Here is a 16971-nt window from a genome sequence, read left to right as displayed (position 1 = left end):
CAGACTAAGGGTTGTGCAAGTCTTTTTTTCGGCGGTCCAATTGATCGGTCGTCGGCAGGCAGGCTCAGAGTGTCTTCAGATACTCCAGCAGCGCACGGCGCTCTTGGTCATCGAGCAGATCGCCGTAATCGTGCCCCTGATTGCCATAGCCGCGGCGGCTGGTGTCATAGACCCATTTCTGTTCATCAAGGCTCGCAAATTGCTCTCGGCCCTGCCCTAGCCGCTCATGGCGCCAGCCCAAAGCTGCTTGGTCGTAGGCTGGGCTCGCGCTCTCGAAACGCCAGTAGGTTGGACGCTCGCGCGTGTCGAGCAGCGCCGCCAGCGTTGGCACCGCACCGTTGTGCAGGTAAGGCGCCGTCGCCCAGACGCCATCCAAGGGCGGCGCCACATAGCCGAGCCCTGGCTGGGCCTCCGCGTTGCGGCCGTAGAACGAGGTATTGAACCAACGCGCGAAACGCTCTGTGTGCCGATAGGCTTGCTCGGCCATGGCCGGGTCGGTGCCGACCTCATCGAGCGCAACCAGCTCGTTAGGATAACGTTCCCGCTCACCGTAACGCCCATGACAGTCGCTGCATTCTCTGTTGAACAGGCGCTCGCCCTCGGCGGCCAGTTCGGCATCGACCGGATAGGGATAGACCGGCGCCTCCAGCGTCGCCAAGTAGGCGCGCACGTCCTTGAACCAGGCATCGATCTCGCGCGCCTCGGCGACCGAATCCGTGCAAGTGGTCGAGGCTAGCATCATGTAGCCAACATGATCGCCACGCCCCTCAGCGTTGTAGAACATCGCGTGCTTCTTGCCGAGGTTCCACCAGGGCGGCACACTTGCGGGCAGAACCTCAACAGAAGGCGGCGGCAACAGCGGTTCATCGGACCAGGCCAGCGTTTCCGGGTCGCGATGCGCCATCAATGCCAATGTGATGGCCTGCGCCGGGTTCGCGCCGATGGTATCGGTCATCGACCAAGGCGCGATGGCTCCGATGCGATCTGCCCAGCGCTGCCATTCCGCCGCCTCGGCATCAGTGTCGACATAGGCCCCGGCACCCTCTACCGCCATCACCGGATCGGCGGTGAAGTCGAGAAACTCGTTACCGAGGCCGATGACGAGCTCACCATTCAGCGGTGCGGCATGACAGCCGAGGCAGTTACTTGTGACCAGCTCCACGCCGCTCTCGGCGGTGAACGCGGTCAGCGCGTAGGGGAGCTCAGCGTTGCGCCCGCGCCGCCCGGCTAGCACATAGTCGGATGCTGGATCAAAGGTCTCGGCCTCGGTTGCTGCGACATAGGCGTCATAGGGCAAACCGCAGGTCACCACCGCGCGGTTGACCAAGACGTCATAACCTGCCTGCGGATCACCAGGGCGTTGTGGGGTTTCAGGGATCGGCCCAGGCGCTGCCTTGGTTACCGCCACCGGCTTGTCGCGATCACAGCCGGTCAGAGACCCCAAGCTGATGAGCAGGATCGCGCCGGCGAGCCAGTGGCGATGACGCCGAATCTCGATCTTCGTTAACACTCGCAATGGTCCTTTGGTCACTGCATTGCTGCGTTGATGACAGCCTCTCTGCAAAAACACCGACAGCCCAGAGATCACTCAGGTTCCAACAAGCTTGCTCAGGTTCCAACAAGCTTACCTTCCGCATAGCCATTGAGATCCATTCGCCCCTGACCGCCGATCCTTTCTGTGCCGCGCCGCCCCCTCAGTTCAACCGCGCCCCGCCAGAGCTGGCCGCCTTGGGTCCATGCTAAGGTGGTGACCCCTGAGGCCAGATCGTCAAACAGCGGTCGGATCTCCAGCTCGATCCCCTGCGACGGGATCAACAGCCGCCACTCAAAGGGATAAGAGACGCCACCTTCGGTCACCCATCCGGCGTCCGTTGGCGCCAGCGTCAGATCTCGCCGCTGCAAGCCCCGTTGCTCGCCAGCGGCGTCGATCAGCACACAGCTGGGGATCGCTGTCCCGCCGCCGCGACGCCGACGTAGATGGAAACAGGCAAGCTCCGAGCCGTCATCCAGCTGCAACTGAAAGCGATTCGCCACCAACTGCCCGCGCCCGCCAGACAGCGCCTCTGACAAAGCGCCCCAGCCATGATCGAACCATCCCAAGCCCTGCAGCTGATGTTCGATCCCATCCGTGCGCAGACTTCCCGACACCGCCAACCGCGTCTGACTATAGAAACGCGAAGGTGCCGATTGGCTCTGAGGCGCCGAGCCCGCTGAGGTCTGCAGATCCAGCACCACCGGCGGCTTCAGGGATGACAGTTCCAGTTCCAGATCAACCCCATTCGCCTCCGCTCGGAGTCTCAAGACCCCCTCCGTCGGACGCGACAGTGCCCACTGCTCAACCCAGACGCGCTCAACCCCGGCCTCGTCCGTCCCGGCACCAGCGAGCTCGAGTGCCGCGCGACTCAGTCGTTGCTCGCGCAGCGCGACCGACTTCAGCTCGCCGCCGGCTGCCACGGCCAAGTCAGCGGCAAAGAGGCTGTGCGCCGCCAGTGCCGATGACCGCTGCTGGAGACCTTGAATCAAGTCAAGCCGCGCGAGACTCAGCCGCACCGCAACCCGCTGCCCGTCCTCATCCTGCAGTAGCGCATTCAGCTCCCACAGCTCAGCGCCTGCCTCGGGATGGGCACCATGATCCTGAGGGAAAGCCATGGGCTCGCTGGTCGCTGCACGGGTAGCAGCGACCGCTGGCATGCGCCCAGCGTCTAAATCGGCGTCCAAATCAGCGTCTAAATTCGCAAGCGCCGCTGCCACCGCTGCCGCGTCAAGACCGCCGGTCACAGACATGGACGGCCGCGGCCACAAGGCATAGGCTAGGGCTGCCAGCACCAACAACCCGAGGGGCAACGCCAGCCAACGCATCAGGAGATGCGATCCTGAGATCGAGAAGCCTGAGATCGGGGTGTCATTTAGCGCACCCGCGCCCGTTCATACTCGGCCACTGCTCGCGGCATGGCCTGCTCCAAGGCTGCAATTCGCCGCTGATCCAGCGGATGCGTGCTCAAGAACTCGGCCGGCGCCCCGCCCCGCTTCGCGTTGTAGGCTGCAAACCGCTGCCAAAACCCGATCGCCTCTCGGGGGTCGTAGCCTGCCCGCGCCATGTACAGCAGACCCAACTCGTCGGCCTCCAACTCCTGTGTCCGCGAGTAGGGCAGCATCACACCCAACTGACTGCCGATCCCATAGGCCTGCATGATGAGATCGCGGGACGCCCCAGCCTCATTGCCCAAGGCCGCGGACAGCCCTGCTCCACCCAACTGCACCAGGAGGTCGTGCGACATCCGCTCTGCGCCGTGACGCGCCACCGCATGCGCCACCTCATGCCCGATCACCGTTGCCAACCCGGCTTCATCCTTGGTGATCGGCAAGATGCCAGTATTCACACCCACCTTGCCGCCAGGCAGGGCGAAGGCATTCGGCGACTCGTCTTTGAACAGCACGAACTCCCAGCGCGCATTCGGCAGCGGCGCCACCTGGCTGATCCGCCCACCAACCTGTTGCAACATGGCGGCCTCCTTGCCCCTCGTCACCAGCGGTTGCTGCTGCTTGATCTGCTGAAACGCCTGCAGCCCTAGCTGAGCCTCCTCGACCGGACTCACCAGCAACAGCTGCCGCCGGCCGGTTTCCGGCGCGGTGGCGCAAGACAGCAGCGTGAGGCTAAAGATGCACGTCATCAACAGCAGGGTCAAAGGCCGCAGTCCAAGCCCCCCTGTTCTCATATCGCGCGTCGTTGACTCAATCATGATTCGCCTCGCTTTCGACCCTTAACACCTGATCTGTGTTTTCAACGTCCACCGACAGACCGATCGGAGTGATGCCACAACCCTGGGTTCCCTGCGCCCCGTCACTGAATCCCATCACTGAATCCCATCAGTTAGCCCGTCACTGAGACTTGCACTCAAGGTCGAATCTCGATCGGCGTACCATCCAGGGTGTAACGCCAGATTTCCTCGATCGCGAGATTCGAGACCGCAACGCAGCCCTCGGTCCAATCCTCGTAGCGGACCAGATCAGCCAACGCCGGATCGACCCGCCGTCTCGGCTCGCCATGGATCATGATCGCCCCACCTGGCCTGTCGCCACGCGCCGCTGCCCGAGCGCGATCCTGAGCGTTGGGATAGGAGATATTGATCGCCTTGGTAAAGCGGCTGTTCGCGTTGCGCCAGTCGAGCAGATAACGCCCCTCGGGCGTGCGGCCGTCACCTTCGCGCTCTTTATGGCCCTCTGGTGCGAAGCCGAGCGAGATGCGATAGGTGCGAAACGGCTTGCCATCGCGCATCAGATAGAGTCGCCGTTGGCCCTTCTTGACCAACACTTCATCGGCCAACAGCGGTGCCGACGGTCGGACGGCCAACGCGGGCGCATCAATGGCCTGCCGAGCACCGCAGCCAGGCAGCACCGACATCGCTGCGACTGAGGCGCTGAGCCCGAGCACGCCGATGACCGTGAGGCCAAAGCGCGCCAGCCAACCAGCGAGCGCAGTGAGATCCAATGTCGGAATCCACCCATCAAAGATGTAAAAGATGAATTTGAGAGGTTTTAGGAGAGATCAACTGCGTGCCGCTTCAGATCCGCCAGATCGCAGATCTCAAGCGCACGCTCATGCGTGCTGCGCAGCGCCACTCGGGGTGCACATCCTGCCTCCAGCGCCTCCTGCCAGCGCGCGGCGCACAGGCACCAGCGATCACCGGGCTTCAGACCCGGAAAACCGAAGGCCGGCATTGGCGTCATCAGGTCATTGCCACGCGACCGCGAGTATTCCAAAAACTCAGGCGTCACCCGCGCACAGAGGGTATGCGAGCCCAGATCTTCAGGCCCGGTCTCGCAGGCACCATTCCGCGTGAACCCGGTCATCGGCTCGATCGAACAAAGTTCGAGTGGCTCTCCCAGAACATTGCGGGCCTCGGACATCAAACGATTCCCCCTATTGGCTTAGATTTTGCCGCTGATATGACGTGCCAATGCCTTTAGCACAAGAGCGCACAGAGGCACATCAGGCCGCAGAAGCCCATCAAGAGACTTGAGTGGCTCCGCATCGGCTGCGCCGGCAATGGTAATATCAAAGGCATTCGATCAACAGGAGCACGATGACCATGGCCTACGAACAGATCCAGGTGCCCACCACCGGCGAGCCGATTCGCGTTAACCCCGACCAGGGCATCGAGGTCCCAGACCAGCCCATCATCCCCTACATCGAGGGCGACGGCATCGGCGTCGACATCACTCCCGTGCTGAAAAAGGTCTTGGATGCGGCTGTCAGCAAGGCCTATACAGGAAAGCGGCAGATCGCCTGGATGGAGATCTATGCTGGCGAGAAGGCGACCAAGATCTACGGCCCCGATGTCTGGCTGCCGGATGAGACTCTTGAGGCCGTGCGTGACTATGTGGTCTCGATCAAAGGCCCGCTCACCACGCCGGTCAGCGGCGGCATTCGCTCGCTCAATGTCGCACTGCGCCAGCGGCTCGACCTCTATGTCTGCCTGCGGCCGGTGCGTTACTTCCAGGGCACGCCGAGCCCATTGAAACGCCCTGAAGACACGGACATGGTGATCTTCCGTGAGAACTCGGAAGATATCTACGCCGGCATCGAATGGCCAGCCGGCTCTAACGAGGCCAAGACCCTCATCGACTTCCTGCAAGACCAGCTCGGCGTCACCAAGATCCGATTCCCGGCCAGCTCCGGCATCGGCATCAAGCCGGTCTCGAGCGAGGGCACCAAGCGCCTCGTGCGCAAGGCGATCCAGTACGCGATCGATAACCAGCGCGATTCGGTGACCCTGGTGCACAAGGGCAACATCATGAAATTCACCGAGGGCGCCTTCAAGGATTGGGGCTACGAGCTGGCGCGCGAGGAATTCGGTGCCGAGCTGATCGACGGCGGCCCCTGGTGCCGCTTCAAGCATCCAACCAGCGGCAAAGAGATTGTCATCAAAGATGTGATCGCCGACGCCTTCCTGCAGCAGATCCTGCTGCGTCCGAAGGACTACGACGTGATCGCCACCCTCAACCTCAACGGCGACTATATCTCTGATGCCCTCGCCGCTCAGGTCGGCGGTATCGGCATGGCACCCGGCGCCAATCTCTCGGACAGCGTCGCCATGTTCGAGGCCACCCACGGCACGGCACCTAAATACGCCGGCAAGGATCAGGTCAACCCTAGCTCTCTGCTGCTCTCGGGCGAGATGCTGCTACGTCACCTCGGCTGGACCGAGGCAGCGGACTTGGTGGTAGCAGGCATCGAAGGCGCTATCGCCGCCAAGACCGTGACCTACGATCTCGAGCGGCTGATGGAGGGCGCGACCAAGCTTAGCTGCTCGGCCTTTGGTGATGCCGTCATCGCCAAGATGGGCTAACTGTCATGGCGCGGCGCCACACCGGAAGATGATGCGTTTGTGATGCAAGCGATGCCTCAGGCGACTCGACCCATCCCGGCTAGCCGGGATGGGTCTCCTGATGACGGTTGATGAGCGGTCGCCCTTCCTCGCTGGCGAATCTGACGCTGCGACTACTGCAGCGCGCGCTGCACCGTCGCGGCATGCAGCCCTTTCGGCCCTTGTGAGACCTCAAACTGAACCTTCTGCCCCTCTTTTAAGGTCTTGTAGCCATCCATATCGATCGACGAGAAGTGCACAAACACGTCCTCGTCGCGTCCATCAGGCTTGACGAAGCCATAGCCTTTGGCATTGTTAAACCATTTGACGATGCCTGTGATCATCTGAAACTCCTCCACGACTGCTTGCTTTGGTTGGTTGTTCAGCTTGTTCTTATCGGCCGGGCCGTCGCTGAACGACCCCGCACTGGACACACCCTTTCGCACAGAGATCAACGGGTGGTGCTGAACAAGTATAGTTGTCCATCCCGCTCGGTCAATCTTGGGGCCGCACTGGCAGCGCGGATCTGCAACGCCCCGGCAATGACCGATGCGCAGAGCACAGGACGCCAAAGCATTGCTGATGCGACAGGCGAGATCCGTCGTCGAAAGCGTAGACGTTGACCCCCTGGGGGCTGTATTTTTCGGTCCATGAACCCTACTCACTAGAAAGCGCTGGAAGCGTCAAGACAGTACTCTAAACCTTGCGCCGCACGGGTCATGCCGACGGCACAGAATCACACTAGTCAGGTCGATGCCTCACCGATTCACCACAGATTCTCCCCTCAACGCCATCAGCAGCGCTCAGATTCGCCTGTCGAGTCAAGAGGACCATGACGACGGCGCTGGACTGTCGGTTGAAGAGGCGAAACCCGCACTCAAACGCCCACCGCTCTATAAGGTTCTGCTCGTCAATGACGACTACACACCGATGGAGTTTGTCGTGCATGTACTTGAGACCTTCTTCAGCATGTCGCCGGAAAAGGCGACCCAGGTCATGCTGCACGTGCACACGCGCGGCGTCGGGGTCTGCGGCGTTTTCACACGCGACATCGCCGAGACCAAGGTCTCGCAGGTCAATGATTTCTCACGCCAGAACCACCATCCGCTGCTTTGCACGATGGAGGAGGCTTGAGATGCGCCTTGAACATTTTTCTGTCTATATCGAAACGTCCCGGGGTCACAGTCCATGTTGAGCAAAGAGCTTGAATTCACGCTGAACCAGGCGTTCAAAGAGGCGCGGGCGAAGCGACACGAGTACATGACCGTTGAGCACTTACTGCTTTGCCTGATCGACAATCCAGCCGCCGCCAAGGTTCTACGCGCCTGCGCTGCAGACAGCGATAAGCTGCGCAACGACGTCGCCACCTTCATTGAAGAAACCACACCGCTGATCGCCGTGAACGATGAGCGTGAGACACAGCCAACGCTCGGCTTTCAGCGGGTGCTACAGCGCGCCGTGTTCCATGTCCAGTCAGCGGGCAGGAAAGAGGTGACCGGGGCCAATGTGCTGGTCGCCTTATTCAGCGAACAGGACAGTCAGGCCGTCTTTCTCTTGAACCAGCAAGATGTGTCGCGACTCGATGTGGTTAACTATATTTCGCACGGCATCTCCAAGGTGCCGGGCGAAGATCAGGACGACGAACCACAGGCTGAGCCGGACGAGGCACGTAGTGACGAGAAAGAAGCCCCGAGCGCACTCGAGAACTTCGCCACAAACCTCAACGAGATGGCCCGCCAAGGCCGCATCGATCCGCTGATCGGACGTGCTGGCGAGGTCGAGCGCACCGCGCAGATCCTCTGCCGGCGGCGCAAGAATAATCCGCTCCTCGTCGGTGAAGCCGGGGTAGGCAAGACCGCGATCGCCGAAGGACTCGCCAAGAAGATCGTTGATGGCGAGGTGCCAGAGATTCTCGGCGATGCCGTCATCTACGCGCTCGACCTCGGCTCGCTGGTTGCCGGCACCAAATATCGCGGTGACTTCGAAAAGCGCTTGAAGGCGGTGCTCGCCGAGCTCAAGCGCAAGCCACAGGCAATCCTATTTATCGACGAGATCCACACCATCATCGGTGCTGGCGCTGCGTCCGGGGGGGTCATGGATGCGTCTAACCTGATCAAGCCAGTGCTCGCCTCCGGCGAGCTGCGCTGCATCGGCTCCACCACCTACCAAGAGTATCGGGGCATCTTCGAGAAGGATCGCGCACTCGCGCGGCGCTTCCAGAAGATCGATATCAACGAGCCCTCGGTCGAAGAGACCATCGAGATCCTCAAGGGACTCAAGAGTCGCTTCGAAGAGCACCATCAGGTCAGTTATACCAACCCAGCGCTGCGTGCCGCCGCTGAGCTCTCGGCCAAGTACATCAACGACCGGCACCTGCCAGACAAGGCCATCGACGTGATCGACGAGGCCGGCGCCAATGTGCAGCTGCGTCCTGCCGCAAAACGCAAGAAACGCATCGATGTCACCGATGTCGAGACCATTGTCGCCAAGATCGCGCGCATTCCAACACGCAAGGTCTCGAGCTCGGATACCGAGTCGCTGCGCCACCTCGATCGCGATCTGAAGATGGTGGTCTACGGTCAAGAAGAGGCCATCGATGCCCTCACCTCAGCGATCCGGATGAATCGCTCCGGCCTCGGCACCGAGGACAAGCCGATCGGCTCATTCCTCTTCACCGGCCCCACCGGTGTCGGCAAGACCGAGGTGACGCGCCAGCTGGCACGCATCATGGGCCTCGAGCTGATCCGCTTCGACATGTCGGAATACATGGAGCGGCACACCGTCTCACGCCTCATCGGCGCACCGCCTGGCTACGTCGGCTTCGACCAGGGTGGCCTGCTGACTGAAGAGGTGACCAAACATCCGCATTCGGTGCTGCTGCTCGATGAGATCGAAAAGGCCCACCCGGACGTCTTCAACCTGCTGTTGCAGGTGATGGATCACGGTAGCCTCACCGACAACAACGGCCGCAAGGCCGACTTCCGCAACGTCGTGCTGGTGATGACCACCAACGCCGGCGCTGAAGAGACCAGCCGCCGCTCGATCGGCTTCACCGAGCAAGATCACTCTACCGATGGCATGGAGGCGCTGAAGCGATACTTCACGCCCGAGTTCCGCAATCGGCTCGATGCAGTGGTCCAGTTCGGCGCTCTCGACGCCAAGACTATCGGCAGCGTCGTCGACAAGTTCTTGTTCGAACTCGAAGCGCAGTTGGCCGAGAAGAAGGTTGCGCTGGTGGTCGAGCCAGAGGCCCGAGCCTGGCTGGCCGAGAAGGGTTATGACCCTAAGATGGGTGCTCGCCCCATGGCCCGCGTGGTCAAGGACCACATCAAGAAACCACTTGCAAACGAGCTGCTCTTTGGCGAGCTCAGCGGTGGTGGAACCGTAGTCGTGCGTCTCGGCGAGGACGACGAGCTGACCTTTGGCTTTGAAACCGAAAAGACAGCCGCTTGATCAAGGCGAGAGAGCGCTCTTTCTGCCACGAGAGAGCCATCCCTGCTAAGCGACTGCTAACCTCACCAGCCTAAGGTCAGCCTAAAAAGCGCCTGCGATCAGGGACGATCTCGGCTCTCATCGAGCCCAGGATATTGGGGCCGAACCTCAGCGCGTTCCGTCTTTCGCGATCAGCGAACGCGGTAGGTAATCCGCCCTTTGGTCAAGTCGTACGGCGTGAGCTCAACGGTGACCTTATCTCCGGTGAGGATGCGGATGTAATGCTTACGCATCTTACCGGAGATATGCGCCGTGACCGTATGTCCGTTCTCGAGCTCAACCCGAAACACGGTATTTGGCAAGGTCTCGGTGACCACGCCTTCCATCTGAATTACGTCTTCTTTTGCCATATATCTGAAATCTGTGTCGTGAGATCGCGGGCGGAACGAGCATTAAGGACTGAGCATGCCGGGCTGAGCATATGGGGCTGAGCATGCAAAGAGGGGGCAACCTACCCCCGACGAATCGCCGCCGTCAAACCGAGCGAGTATATCACAGGCCAGGTCCGTCAAGACCCGAAACGGATCGGCTCCCCGCGCTCAAACCGCTGCCAGTGCTGACCATCCCAAGCCTCAATGGGTCGAAAGCGATCCTTATAGACCATCTTTCGACTGTCTTCGATCCAGTACCCCAAATACAGGTAGCTCAAGCCAAGCCGCGCGGCTTCGCGCACCTGGGTCAGCACGGCATAGGTGCCTGGAGCCCGCGCCCTGTATTCTGGATCAAAGAAGGTATAGAGCGCGGAGAGACCGTCTGGGAAAATATCCGTCACCGCCACCGACATCAGCTGTTCGCCCAGGTAGGCCTCGATGAACCAGGTCTGCCCTCCCCAGGGGCTGAGCAGGAAGCGCATATAGGTCTCGACCGAGACCTCCTCAGCCATGTCGCCATCAGCGTGCCGGGCTAGGATGTAGCGCTCGTAGAGTTGGTAATGCAGGGGCCGCAACTGCGCGGGCTTGAAGGCGAGACGCACCTCGGCATCATTCAATGCCGCATTGCGGCGCTGTGAACGACTCAAAGCGAAATCAGCGACCGGAACCCGTACCGGAATACAACGCTGACAGCCGCGGCAGGCGGGCCGATAGAAATGCATACCGCTGCGCCGAAAGCCGATCTGCTGCAGCCATTGTGCACGCTCCCGATCGATCCGCGCCATCGGGTCAACGAAGAGAGTCCGCGCGCGCAGCCCCTCGACGTAGGAACAATCATGCTCACCCGTCAAATAGAGCTGCAGATGTCCCGGAATGTTCCGATTCGCGTTCATTCAATGACTCCCTCCCCCTAACTGTCAGAACAGCCTGGATAGTGCAGCTGACCATCATCCCAGGTCCCGCTCGGCAAGGGCCGATCACGCAGCGCGTACAGCCGGGATAAGAAGTGTTCGCGCGGAATGAACTCAGCCCCCATCCGCTGCAGGTGCGCGGTCAGGACTTGGCAATCGATCAGCTCAACCCCGCGCTCAATCAAGTGCTCACAGAGATGCACCAGGGCGACCTTGGAGGCATTGTCGACCCGGCTAAACATGGATTCACCGAAGAAGGCGCCACCGATCCCAACCCCATAGAGCCCGCCGACCAACCGCTCGGCTTGCCAGACCTCGATGGAATGGGCGACCCCACGCACATGCAGCCCGCAGTAGGCGCTGATCATCTCCGGCAACAGCCAGGTTCCCTGACTGCCCGGTCGCGGCCCGGCGCAGGCCCGAATGACCGCGGGAAAGGCACGATCCATGGTCACGGCGAACAGGCGCCGACGCAGCAGCTTACGTAAGCTGCGCGAACAATGCAGGCTGCTCGGCGTCAACACCGTTCGCGGGTCAGGTGACCACCAAAGGATCGGGTCGCCTTCGCTGTACCAGGGGAAGATGCCCTGCCGATAGGCGTTGATGAGGCGCCCACTGCTCAGATCCCCGCCCACTGCCAGCAGACCATCTGGATCACGCATGGCTTCGGCGGGGTCAGGAAACGACCCGCTAGGATCATTCGGCGCTAACAGATAGGGCATCGACATTGCTGATCCTGACAGGGCGACATCCATGCGCTTGCCAATCAGCCAAGATCGCGCCGGTAAGGGCTACGCTCATTCATCTCGGCGATATAGTCTTCAACCGCTTCGATCTCATGCTCGAGAAAGCGGCTGATCGGTTTGCGAAACCCGGGCTCGGCAATCCAGTGTGCCGACCAAGTACGGGTTGGCAAGAAACCCCGTGCAACCTTATGCTCACCCTGCGCGCCTGGCTCAAAGCGGCTCAGACCCTGCGCGATGCAATGCTCGAGCCCCTGATAGTAGCAGGCCTCGAAATGCAGACTATGGAACGCCTTGGAGCAGCCCCAATGACGCCCATAGAGGGTTCGCGCACCGACCAAGCAGAAGGCCGCAGCAACGATCTCACCCGCGTGCTCGGCCAGCACCAGCAGGGTCTGATCGCCCATTTGAGCGCCAAGCTCGCGAAAGAAAGATAACGATAGGGTCGGGATGCCGCCCCGCTTGTCGAAGGTATCCTCATAGAGCTGGTGGAAGATCGCCCACTCCGCGACACTCGCCTCGCTGCCCAGCACCCGGCGAATCGACACCCCCGCATCGGCCACCCGACGCCGCTCTCGCTTAATCTTCTTGCGCTTCTCGGCACTGAAGCGGGCAAGCATCGCATCGAAATCGGCATAACCCTGGTTTTGCCAATGAAACTGACAGCCGAGCCGTGGCATCAGTCCCTCTGAGCGCATCCAGTCGGTTTCTTCATCGCTGCTGAAGAGCCAGTGAGCCCCTGAAACACCCAACTGCCTGCTAACCTCGAGCGACCCCTTGATCAGAGCCGCCGCAAGCTCGGCCCGATTGGGTGCATCACCCGTCAGCACCCGCTGCCCAGTCGCCGGCGTATAAGGTGAAGCGATCACCAGCTTTGGATAGTACTCGAGTCCAGAGCGTCGATAGGCGTCGGCCCAGGCCCAGTCGAAGACAAATTCGCCGTAGGAATTGAACTTGAGATAACAGGGAGCGACCGCAACCAAGTGCTCGCTCTGATCAAACAGACCTAGATGGCGCGGCAGCCAACCGAAGCGCTCACCAACGCAACCCTGATGCTCCATCGCCGCCAAGAATTCATGGCGCAGATGCGGCAGATCATCACCAGCGAGCCGATTCCAGTCGGCAGCGGCGAATTGGTCGATCGATGAATGAACGCGAAGCTGATACATCGCCCCTTAGAGTGGCCACCATCGGATCAGTTGCAAGAGGAAGGCGAGCGCAGCCAGTGCGCAGCCAAAGGTGATCAGCACATAGCGACCGGTCCAACCCTGATGCCGTCCGTGCTGAATCCCAAGCGCGACCCCGGCGAGACACAAGATCAAGCCGAACTCGCTCATCAACAGCAGCATCAATAACGGCAGTACCGTCCCCGACTCAGGGGCCGCTGGGCGCTCGCCGCCGATCCAGAGCGCCCCCAGCAAGGGAATAGCCAGCGTCAGCGCAATGGCCGTGAACGGATGTCGCTTCATCGCTGCATGCCTCCTCAGTGCTGAGCCATCAGCCTCAGACTCACCCCTGGAGTCCGTCGAGATACTTCTCGGCATCCAATGCGGCCATGCAACCGCTGCCCGCTGAGGTAATCGCCTGCCGATAGACATGATCCATCACATCCCCCGCCGCGAACACACCGGGCACCGAGGTCGCCGTCGCATTACCGTCGGTACCGGATTTGACCTTGATGTAGCCATTCGACATCTCGAGCTGACCGGCAAAGATCCCTGTGTTCGGTTTGTGTCCGATAGCGATGAAGACGCCCTGCAGCTCGACCTCCTCGGTACTGCCATCCTGCACGTTCTTGATCCGCATCCCAGTCACCCCGCTGCTGTCACCAAGCACCTCGTCGAGCACGTGATTCCAGGCGATGCGCACATTGCCGTTGTCGGCCTTCTCCAGCAACCGATCCTGCAGCACCTTCTCGGCGCGCAGTGCGTCGCGACGATGCACCAGCGTCACCTCCGAGGCAATGTTGGCCAGGTAGAGCGCCTCCTCGACCGCGGTATTGCCGCCGCCGATCACCGCCACCTTCTGGTTCTTGTAGAAGAAGCCATCGCAGGTCGCACAGGCGGAGACGCCGCGGCCACGGAACTGTTCTTCCGATTCGAGCCCGAGGTACATGGCGCTGGCTCCGGTGGCGATGATGAGGGCATCGCAGCTATAGGTGCTCGAGTCGCCGGTCAGCAGGAATGGGCGCTGATCCAGCGCGACCTTGTTGACGTGATCGAAGATGATCTCGGTCCCGACCTTCTCGGCGTGGCGCCGCATCCGCTCCATCAAATCCGGCCCCTGCAGATCATCCGGATCGCCCGGCCAGTTCTCGACCTCAGTGGTGGTCATCAACTGCCCACCTTGCTCTAGGCCCGTCACCAGCACGGGCTGCAAGTTCGCGCGCGCCGCATAAACGGCCGCAGTGTAGCCAGCGGGTCCCGAGCCCAGGATCAGCAGCCGGCAGTGTTTGGTGTCGCTCATCGTGATACTCCAACGCGCCCACATTCAAAGCCTGGATGGTACGCAGGCACCCGAGCATGGTAAAGCAGCACAGCTCAACAGAGGCGTTCAGTCAAGTCTGGTCGCCATCATCGAAACACGACGAAGTTCCCCGTCTAAGGCTATAATCCGCCAAACGTTAGGAGGATCACGTGGAACAAGCGACTCGACTCGGACACCCCCGTCTCAGTGACTATCTAGAGCGCGCCTGGCGCGAAGGAGCGCTCTGGGTCGTCGTCATCATTTCGCTCTATCTGGTGTTGGCGCTCGCCACCTATTCACCAGACGACCCCGGCTGGTCCTTTGCCGGAGAACAGGCCATGGTCGCCAACACCGGCGGGCGCTTTGGCGCCTGGTTTGCCGATCTGTCCCTTTTCCTGTTCGGTGTCTTTGCCTATCTCATCCCGATCGGGCTGGCCGCAAGCGCCTTTCTGATCTTCCGCGAACGCGATCCGGAGCCCGAGACCAAGCTCTATTGGCTCGTATTACGCTGGATCGGGCTGCTGCTCACCCTCGGCGCCGGCGCTGGCCTCGCCAGCCTGCAGTTTGCCGGCCCATTTGGCGATCTTCCGAACGGTATCGGCGGCGGACTTGGCCAGTTGGTCTCTGAGTTGGCGGCGGCTGCCATCGGCCTCGGCGGCGGCTCGCTGTTATTGCTCGGGCTGCTGTTGATTGGCCTGTCGCTGTTTACCGGACTCTCGCCGCTGCTCATCGTCGATGGCGTCGGCGACCTGACTCTTATGCTACTGCGTTTTCCCGCACCGCTCTATCAGCGCATCCGCGCAACGCTCGCTGAGCGCCGTCAGCGGCAGGATTGGGAGTCCGAGTGGGAGGACGAAGACGGCCCCGAGCAGGACTGGCTCGATGAGATCGATGACGATGATGCCGACGCATCAGAAAAGGGTGTCGAGCAATGGCGCAGTAGCGCGAGCCGATTCGATGAGATCGGTCTTCCCGGGACCACGGCTCCGCAGCAAACGCCCAAACAGACGCCAAAACAGACGCCCAGGAACGCGATTCGTAGCCTCAATGACGAGACGCAAGGCCATCCAAAGGAACTGGCCGAGATCGGCTCAAGCATGGGCGCACCGCCCCTGCACAGCGCCGAGCCAAACCTCCAGATCAGGATCGGCACGGGCTTCGATCCTTCGTCGACGCCGGTCCGAGCCGCCACGCAACAACGACCAAGCGAGCCGTTCTCAGCGCCAGCTTCAACACCGGTGACCGAGACGGCCGAGCATGATGTCGCCGAGTCGCTTGGATCTGACTGGCAGGTGCCAACGCGCGAGCGGACACTAGAGACCCAAACGCCTGCTACCGAGGCCCTTTCGCCGACGCTCGCAGAGCGCTCGATGCCGGCCGCTGCTGCGACCTCAACCCTGCCGCTTAGCCGCCCGATAACGCCCCTCGCGCCGCCGCCCCCGGTGGTCGAGCCGGCCTGGGCCGACGCACCGACCTCCGCCCAAACGCCCGCGGCACGGCCCGCAGTTCCGCAGCCAGCGCCGAGCGGCACCATGGCGATCCGCGGCGACTTCAGCCAGCGGCCACCGCTAGACCTGCTCGACCCACCCCGGCGCAGCGGCAAGGCCGCCACGCCAGAGCAGATCGAAGCCATGTCGCACGAGCTTGAGGCGCGATTGGCTGAGTTTGGCGTCGTCGCCGAGGTGGTCGAGGTGCATCCCGGCCCGGTCGTCGCGCTGTTCGAGCTTGAGCTCGCCCCCGGTGTCAAAGTCAGCAAGATCACCGGCCTGAGCAAGGACATCGCACGCGCCCTGTCGAAGATCAGCGTGCGCGTGGTCGAGGTCATCCCCGGCAAGTCGGTGATCGGCATCGAGGTGCCGAACGATCAACGCGAGATGGTCACCCTCAGCGAGATCATCGGCTCGCGCGTCTATCAGGAGGCGAAATCCCCGCTCACCATCAGCATGGGCACCAATATCTCTGGCGAGCCGGTGGTTGCCGACTTGGGCCGGATGCCGCACGCGCTGATCGCCGGCACCACCGGCTCCGGCAAATCGGTGGCGATCAACGCCATGATCCTGAGCCTGGTGTACAAGGCTGGCCCGGACGATGTGCGCCTGATCATGGTCGACCCGAAGATGCTCGAACTCTCGGTCTACGAGGGCATCCCGCATCTGCTCACGCCGGTGGTTACCGATATGAAGGAGGCCGCCAACGCGCTGCGTTGGTGCGTCGGCGAGATGGAGCGGCGCTACAAGCTGATGGCCTCGCTCGGCGTGCGCAATATCGCCGGCTACAACCGCAAGGTGCTTGATGCCATCGCCGCCGGCGAGCCGATCTCGGACCCGACCTATGCGCCGCTGGTCAACGCCGCCATCGCCCAGGGCTTCGAGCCGCCCGAGGTGCCCACCCTGGAGAAGCTGCCGAACATCGTCGTCATCATCGACGAGTTGGCTGACATGATGATGGTGGTCGGCAAGAAGGTCGAAGAACTGATCGCCCGCCTAGCACAGAAGGCGCGAGCCTCCGGCATCCATCTGCTGCTGGCGACCCAGCGCCCCTCGGTCGACGTGCTCACCGGGCTGATCAAGGCCAACATCCCGACCCGCATGGCGTTCAAGGTCTCGGCCCGGGTCGACTC

Annotated in this window: 16 protein-coding genes; 4 read left to right on the top strand and 12 right to left on the bottom strand. The window is 61.7% G+C overall.

Features of this window, described 5'->3' with window-relative positions; genetic code table 11:
- Positions 1-64: 64 nt before the first annotated feature.
- The 5 genes from VBE63_RS18640 to VBE63_RS18620 form a co-directional block, all read right to left on the bottom strand.
- Positions 65-1510 carry a c-type cytochrome gene (locus VBE63_RS18640; protein WP_323684522.1) on the bottom strand — a complete coding sequence of 482 codons (1446 nt, stop codon included), beginning with the start codon at positions 1508-1510 and terminating at the stop codon, positions 65-67.
- A 98-nt stretch (positions 1511-1608) separates the two neighbouring features.
- Entirely contained in the window at positions 1609-2859 is a 1251-nt protein-coding gene (locus VBE63_RS18635; RefSeq protein ID WP_323684521.1) for a lipocalin-like domain-containing protein, read from the bottom strand.
- 47 nt (positions 2860-2906) lie between these two features.
- Positions 2907-3740, bottom strand: coding sequence for a M48 family metallopeptidase (locus VBE63_RS18630; protein WP_323684520.1), 834 nt, complete (start codon positions 3738-3740; stop codon positions 2907-2909).
- Between the two features lie 155 nt (positions 3741-3895).
- Positions 3896-4489 carry a L,D-transpeptidase family protein gene (locus tag VBE63_RS18625; protein WP_323684519.1) on the bottom strand — a complete coding sequence of 198 codons (594 nt, stop codon included), beginning with the start codon at positions 4487-4489 and terminating at the stop codon, positions 3896-3898.
- 47 nt (positions 4490-4536) lie between these two features.
- Entirely contained in the window at positions 4537-4908 is a 372-nt protein-coding gene (locus VBE63_RS18620; RefSeq protein ID WP_323684518.1) for a DUF2237 domain-containing protein, read from the bottom strand.
- 182 nt (positions 4909-5090) lie between these two features.
- Between VBE63_RS18620 and icd the strand changes: the two genes are divergently transcribed.
- Entirely contained in the window at positions 5091-6350 is a 1260-nt protein-coding gene (gene icd, locus VBE63_RS18615; RefSeq protein WP_323684517.1) for an NADP-dependent isocitrate dehydrogenase, read from the top strand.
- A 152-nt stretch (positions 6351-6502) separates the two neighbouring features.
- Here the strand turns inward: icd and cspD are convergent, their stop codons facing one another.
- Entirely contained in the window at positions 6503-6712 is a 210-nt protein-coding gene (gene cspD, locus VBE63_RS18610; RefSeq protein ID WP_323684516.1) for a cold shock domain-containing protein CspD, read from the bottom strand.
- A gap of 409 nt (positions 6713-7121) precedes the next feature.
- Here cspD and clpS point away from each other — a divergent pair, with 409 nt between their 5' ends.
- Positions 7122-7502: an ATP-dependent Clp protease adapter ClpS gene (gene clpS, locus VBE63_RS18605; protein WP_323684515.1), complete on the top strand. Its 381-nt coding sequence runs from the start codon at positions 7122-7124 to the stop codon at positions 7500-7502.
- Between the two features lie 54 nt (positions 7503-7556).
- Entirely contained in the window at positions 7557-9821 is a 2265-nt protein-coding gene (clpA, locus tag VBE63_RS18600) for an ATP-dependent Clp protease ATP-binding subunit ClpA (RefSeq protein ID WP_323684514.1), read from the top strand.
- Positions 9822-9991: 170 nt separating this feature from the next.
- On the opposite strand, the gene infA is transcribed toward clpA, so the two are convergent.
- The 6 genes from infA to trxB form a co-directional block, all read right to left on the bottom strand.
- Positions 9992-10210, bottom strand: coding sequence for a translation initiation factor IF-1 (infA, locus tag VBE63_RS18595; RefSeq protein WP_322826265.1), 219 nt, complete (start codon positions 10208-10210; stop codon positions 9992-9994).
- A gap of 158 nt (positions 10211-10368) precedes the next feature.
- Positions 10369-11124, bottom strand: coding sequence for an arginyltransferase (locus VBE63_RS18590; RefSeq protein ID WP_323684513.1), 756 nt, complete (start codon positions 11122-11124; stop codon positions 10369-10371).
- A gap of 17 nt (positions 11125-11141) precedes the next feature.
- A complete protein-coding gene (aat, locus tag VBE63_RS18585; RefSeq protein WP_416274579.1) occupies positions 11142-11870 on the bottom strand; it encodes a leucyl/phenylalanyl-tRNA--protein transferase in 729 nt (242 codons plus the stop codon).
- 38 nt (positions 11871-11908) lie between these two features.
- Positions 11909-13054 carry a GNAT family N-acetyltransferase gene (locus VBE63_RS18580; protein WP_323684512.1) on the bottom strand — a complete coding sequence of 382 codons (1146 nt, stop codon included), beginning with the start codon at positions 13052-13054 and terminating at the stop codon, positions 11909-11911.
- A gap of 6 nt (positions 13055-13060) precedes the next feature.
- Positions 13061-13354, bottom strand: a complete 294-nt coding sequence (locus tag VBE63_RS18575) for a hypothetical protein (protein ID WP_323684511.1) — start codon at positions 13352-13354, stop codon at positions 13061-13063.
- Between the two features lie 40 nt (positions 13355-13394).
- Positions 13395-14351 (bottom strand): thioredoxin-disulfide reductase, encoded by a 957-nt coding sequence (gene trxB, locus VBE63_RS18570; protein ID WP_323684510.1) that lies wholly within the window; start codon positions 14349-14351, stop codon positions 13395-13397.
- Positions 14352-14521: 170 nt separating this feature from the next.
- On the opposite strand from trxB, the gene VBE63_RS18565 reads away from it, so the two are divergent.
- Positions 14522-16971: DNA translocase FtsK (locus VBE63_RS18565; protein ID WP_323684509.1), on the top strand; the 2450-nt coding region annotated here is incomplete at its 3' end.

Origin of the sequence: Lamprobacter sp. (genome assembly GCF_034860625.1) — a bacterium.
Classification (GTDB): Bacteria; Pseudomonadota; Gammaproteobacteria; order Chromatiales; family Chromatiaceae; genus Lamprobacter.
This window is presented reverse-complemented; position numbering and strand designations above follow the sequence as displayed.